The organism is Polynucleobacter sp. 39-46-10 (genome assembly GCF_002282275.1).
In genome coordinates this window covers 1-4,446 of sequence record NZ_NCJB01000197.1, presented here as the reverse complement: position 1 = coordinate 4,446, position 4,446 = coordinate 1, and the positions used below count along the sequence as shown (strand labels likewise).

The following is a 4,446-nucleotide window of genomic DNA, read 5'->3' as shown; positions in this document are numbered from 1 at the left end:
AAACCCCTTCCATTAATCCCAGCAGAATCAATGAAGTCAGGGTGTGGGTGAAAATCCGCAACAATGCCATATACGCAGTAATATAAATGAATCAGTCAATAACAAAAAATAAGTAGGAAATTATGGAACATACCGTTTTGGTAACTGGCGCTACTGCTGGTTTTGGAGAGGCAACTGCGAGGCATTTTCTGGCTCATGGTCATAAAGTAATTGCTGCAGGCAGAAGGGCAGAGCGCTTGGAAGCCTTAAAAGCATCCCTTCCTCTAGAGCAGCAAAAAAAATTACTCACCTTGGCTGTGGATGTTTGTGACAGCGAACAGGTTGATGGTCTTGCCGCAACATTACCGGCAGATTTTGCTGCGGTAACAGTATTGGTGAATAACGCTGGATTAGCTTTAGGTTTGGAGCCAGCGCATCAAGCCTTTCTCTCAGACTGGGACCGAATGATTGATACCAATATTAAGGGACTGGTGCATATGACGCGTGCTTTCTTGTCTGGAATGGTGGAGCGTAATTGTGGTCATATTATTAACATTGGTTCGGTTGCTGGTTCTTATGCTTACCCTGGCAGTAATGTATATGGTTCAACCAAAGCATTTGTGAATCAGTTTAGCTTGAATTTACGTGCTGACTTAGCGGCAACTGCATTACGTGTTACTTGTATAGAGCCAGGCTTAAGCGCAGGTACTGAGTATTCAAATGTGCGCTTTAAGGGTGATCATGATAGGGCGGAAAAAGTTTACGAGGGCGTTCAAGCACTAAGTTCGGATGATATTGCTGAGACAATTTATTGGTCGGCGACATTGCCTAGCCATGTCAATATTAATATCTTGGAGGTGATGCCTGTACAGCAATCCTTTGCTGGCACAGTGGTGCACCGCAATACTTAACTGGGTGAAGCTTTCCATTTGTAAAACTTGGGATAGACGCGCATTACTACTGGTCCGTCAAAGTCCCAAGATTTACAAGTTCCCAAATATAGCGGTGGCTTGTTGTCATCCGGATCAAAGAGGGCTCCAGGAATTGATTGAAAGGCAGCGGTAGCGATATTGCTGAGAAGCTCTCGTAGGTGTGTACAGCCCTTAATTCCTCCAAGATGTTCATTAATAGTTTTGCGCCAACCTTTACCAAGGCGCGCACCAATCAGCGCATCCATTGGAGGGATTACTTGAGGACATTCTGGATGCGGATGGCTGTCCATGGACACCTCAATTGCTAGGATTACTAATTCCGTATTCACGGTAATACGAACCCACATGTCATGAAATGCTTGGCCTGGCTCCCAGGTTTTCCCACCGGTAGTGAAGGGGTGAAATTTAAAGTCTCGTAGATGGGCTTCTATGTCCCATAAGCCATCCTCTCGGGCATAGCCCTGGAAAGTAATTTCACGAGTATGGAGTGGATTTCTGCTTGCTGGAGTTGAGAGCATGGCGGCAATAAGTAAGAGGCTAAGAGACGGTATGCATCCATCATAACGACTTCATTTTGCGGTCGCAGAGTCAGCCTACTTTGTAGTATTCTCGGCATGACATGGCAAAACCAATTTCTCTCGAAAAAATATTATTTAGCCAAGGATTTGGCACTAGGCGCTATTGCAGCGATTTAGTCTATGCCGAGCTAGTGAAAGTTAATGGTGTTTTGGCGGAAGATCCAGAGCAGCGTATTGCGACTGAGGGTTTGATGCTGAACGTGGAAGGCAAAGATTGGGAGTTTCATGAAAAAGCCTATATCGCTTTTAATAAGCCCCCAAACTATGAGTGCTCTCATAAAACTACGCATCACCCCAGCGTCTACAGTTTGTTACCAAAGCCATTTGTAGAGCGAGGATTACAGTGTGTCGGCCGCTTAGACTTTGATACTACTGGCCTTATTTTGATTTCGGATGACGGCCAGTTTATTCATAAGATGACTACGCCAAAGAAGAATATTGGTAAGGTCTATGAGATTACTACCCCTGAGCCTATTACTCAAAAGCAGATGGATCACTTATTAAGTGGCGTTGTACTGGATGATGACCCAAAACCCTGTTTTGCGACGGCTTGCAAACAGCTTAGTGAAAATGTTTTGGCTATGACTATAGTTGAGGGCCGCTACCATCAAGTCAAAAGAATGATGGCTGCTGTAGGTAATCATGTTGCTAAGCTGCATCGTACTGAAATCGGGCAATACCGTATGCCTGCCGATTTGAGGGAAGGTGAGTGGCGTTGGCTTTATCCAGAAGATTTACAGAAGCTGTCTAAGAGTGTGGATGCTCCCATTGTCTAAACCTAAACTCCTTGCAAATGATTTTGACTTTGCAAAAGTAGTGCCCGATTGGCAGGTTAACCTGGCTACTCAAGAGCTAGAGCGACTATTTGTATTCCGGGATTTCAAAGCGGCATTTGAGTTTATGACCCTGAGCGCCAATAAGGCGGAGGAGTTGGATCATCATCCAGATTGGTCTAACTCTTGGAACCGAGTATCAGTGCGCTTAAGCACCCATTCGATGAAAGCTTTGACTGAACTCGATATCGCCATGGCAAGTGCCATGGATCGATATGCTTTGCAAGTTCAGGCTTAGTTCCTCTTACTGAACTTCTTCATCCTCTTCATCTTCCGAGCTAATGCTCATGAGAATGGTTGCCAATAGACCATAAACCACTTCAGTGGCGATCATGCCATCTTCATCGAGCTCATCAATCAGGTCGTTTAGACAATCTTCTGTGGGCTCATTTAAGAGTGTCATGGCGCATTCGCACCCATAGTCAAAATCTTCGTCGTTTTGGGTTTGAGTGTCGTTCGTCATAAGAATCCTTTAAGTGATGCTGAAGAATAGCAAATAAACTCTCGCTAGCCCAGCGCTATTATTTCAGTAGGGCTAGAACTTCTTTGAAGGCTGGATTTTGAGCACTCTTTAGCCACTCAAATCCCAACATCTCTCCAGTAATCAGTCTGGCTCCAGCAGTACTCAGTCGATCAAGAGCGATTTGTTTATCGAGTGCTCGGCGTGAGCCAACCCCATCCACTACTATAGATACGTCATAACCCTCATCGATTAATTTCAGTGCGGTTTGCATTAAGCACACATGAGTCTCGCATCCCATCAGAATGCATTGCTGGCGATTGGTCGGAATGGCTGCTGTAAGGCCATCTGCACATGCATTGAAATGCTCTTTGCTGATTGTTTGACTGCAAAAAGACTTTATAGATTCAATATTGCTTCCTAGGCTCTTTGGGCTTTGTTCTGTACCAATGATTGGAATTCCGAGAAGTTGGGCAATTTTCGCGCTACGGATACATTGATTTAGCACCGACTCACCTTGATCAATTGCGGGCATCAGACGCCCCTGTAAATCAATCAGGATGAGGGTAGATGACTCTGCATGAATTTGATGGGATATTTTCATTATTGGGCTCACAGTAGAAGGCTGACGGTTTTAAAGTCGGGATCATCATCAAGATTGGTAACTTGAAAACCCAACTCAGAAACCAGATGCAACATTTTTAGATTCTTGCTCAAGACATACCCAAGCATTTCTTGTAATTTATTTTCTTTTGCATATGCGATTAGGTCAAGCATCAAATGTGTCCCAATTCCATGTGCTGCATAGTGATCACTTACGCTAAGCGAGAACTCACAAACGTTTTTATTGGGTGGAGTCACATAACGTGAAATACCAATAATCTCCTCGTCACCTTCTTGACTTGGGATGACTGCAACTAGAGCCATTTCTTTTGCATAGTCTAAATGCAAAATGTCATCCAGAAAGGCATCTGGCAGTTTGGAGATTGCGTGGGCAAATCGGAGGTAGCGACTTTCAGGTGAGAGGTGATTGAATAGCTCAATGATTCGATCCCGGTCATCTGAATGGATGGGGCGAATCAGATAGTGTTCACCACTGTCAAGCATATAAGCCTTGCTGGGAAATGGGATTGCTGTCTTCATAAGCTGGAGGTAGTCGAGACTCGATTCTTCAGGATACCTTTTTAAGCGAGAAGCTACAGCCTTTTGGCTCTAAAATAGAATTCCGCCCTATCTGACATGGCAATCCCTCATGATTTCATTGGCTCAGGCCTTTAATGACCACTCTGCAGTCTTTTTTATATTGGCTGCTATCAGCGTCGTCATTGTGGGCATCTCCAAAAGTGGCTTTGGTGCAGGCTTGGGAGTGCTGTCATTGCCGCTAATGGCAAGTCAGTCCAGCATTCATGAAGCCTTAGCTATCTTATTACCACTGTTAATTGCGATTGATTTGGTGGGCTTGAGGAGATTTTTGAAAAATGCCGATTGGCGAATCTTAAAGTTAGTTCTGCTACCTGCTGCATTTGGCATGTTGTTGGGCTACCTCTTTTTCTCAGTGATTACCCCCAAAATTCTTTCACTCTCAATTGGAATCTTCACCTTATTATTTTTAATTCAGAACCTAGTAATGTCGCGTTTGAATTTGCAAGAGGCTAAGCCATTCC

Annotated in this window: 8 protein-coding genes; 4 read left to right on the top strand and 4 right to left on the bottom strand. The window is 44.3% G+C overall.

Annotated features, from left to right (window positions below):
• Nucleotides 1-122 precede the first annotated feature (122 nt).
• The gene (locus B7X71_RS12435) at nucleotides 123-890 is read left to right on the top strand and encodes an SDR family oxidoreductase (protein ID WP_293600892.1); all 768 of its coding nucleotides are present in this window, start codon (nucleotides 123-125) and stop codon (nucleotides 888-890) included.
• Here the strand turns inward: B7X71_RS12435 and B7X71_RS12430 are convergent.
• Nucleotides 887-1,429, bottom strand: a complete 543-nt coding sequence (locus tag B7X71_RS12430) for a DUF2889 domain-containing protein (RefSeq protein WP_293600891.1) — start codon at nucleotides 1,427-1,429, stop codon at nucleotides 887-889. The genes B7X71_RS12435 and B7X71_RS12430 overlap by 4 nt on opposite strands.
• Nucleotides 1,430-1,530: 101 nt before the next feature.
• Between B7X71_RS12430 and B7X71_RS12425 the strand changes: the two genes are divergently transcribed.
• Complete coding sequence (locus tag B7X71_RS12425; RefSeq protein WP_293599128.1) at nucleotides 1,531-2,265, top strand: 16S rRNA pseudouridine(516) synthase; 735 nt, start codon at nucleotides 1,531-1,533, stop codon at nucleotides 2,263-2,265.
• The gene (locus B7X71_RS12420) at nucleotides 2,258-2,560 is read left to right on the top strand and encodes a 4a-hydroxytetrahydrobiopterin dehydratase (RefSeq protein WP_293599127.1); all 303 of its coding nucleotides are present in this window, start codon (nucleotides 2,258-2,260) and stop codon (nucleotides 2,558-2,560) included. The genes B7X71_RS12425 and B7X71_RS12420 overlap by 8 nt, the downstream gene beginning before the upstream one ends.
• A 6-nt stretch (nucleotides 2,561-2,566) precedes the next feature.
• Here the strand turns inward: B7X71_RS12420 and B7X71_RS12415 are convergent, their stop codons facing one another.
• Genes B7X71_RS12415 through B7X71_RS12405 form a run of 3 tightly spaced genes read right to left on the bottom strand, consistent with a single transcriptional unit; the run spans nucleotide 2,567 to nucleotide 3,925 of the window.
• A complete protein-coding gene (locus B7X71_RS12415; RefSeq protein WP_215387264.1) occupies nucleotides 2,567-2,785 on the bottom strand; it encodes a hypothetical protein in 219 nt (72 codons plus the stop codon).
• A gap of 58 nt (nucleotides 2,786-2,843) precedes the next feature.
• A complete protein-coding gene (locus B7X71_RS12410) occupies nucleotides 2,844-3,386 on the bottom strand; it encodes an isochorismatase family protein (RefSeq protein ID WP_293599126.1) in 543 nt (180 codons plus the stop codon).
• 8 nt (nucleotides 3,387-3,394) lie between these two features.
• Nucleotides 3,395-3,925, bottom strand: coding sequence for a GNAT family N-acetyltransferase (locus tag B7X71_RS12405; protein WP_293600890.1), 531 nt, complete (start codon nucleotides 3,923-3,925; stop codon nucleotides 3,395-3,397).
• A 109-nt stretch (nucleotides 3,926-4,034) separates the two neighbouring features.
• Here B7X71_RS12405 and B7X71_RS12400 point away from each other — a divergent pair.
• A partial coding sequence (locus B7X71_RS12400) for a sulfite exporter TauE/SafE family protein (RefSeq protein ID WP_293600889.1) occupies nucleotides 4,035-4,446 on the top strand: 412 nt, incomplete at its 3' end.

Excerpts from the sequence above, each read along its gene's own strand:
- B7X71_RS12435 (WP_293600892.1), top strand. The coding sequence starts at position 123 with ATGGAACATACCGTTTTGGTAACTGGCGCTACTGCTGGTTTTGGAGAG.
- B7X71_RS12430 (WP_293600891.1), bottom strand. The coding sequence starts at position 1,429 with ATGCTCTCAACTCCAGCAAGCAGAAATCCACTCCATACTCGTGAAATT.
- B7X71_RS12425 (WP_293599128.1), top strand. The coding sequence starts at position 1,531 with ATGGCAAAACCAATTTCTCTCGAAAAAATATTATTTAGCCAAGGATTT.
- B7X71_RS12415 (WP_215387264.1), bottom strand. The coding sequence starts at position 2,785 with ATGACGAACGACACTCAAACCCAAAACGACGAAGATTTTGACTATGGG.
- B7X71_RS12410 (WP_293599126.1), bottom strand. The coding sequence starts at position 3,386 with ATGAAAATATCCCATCAAATTCATGCAGAGTCATCTACCCTCATCCTG.
- B7X71_RS12405 (WP_293600890.1), bottom strand. The coding sequence starts at position 3,925 with ATGAAGACAGCAATCCCATTTCCCAGCAAGGCTTATATGCTTGACAGT.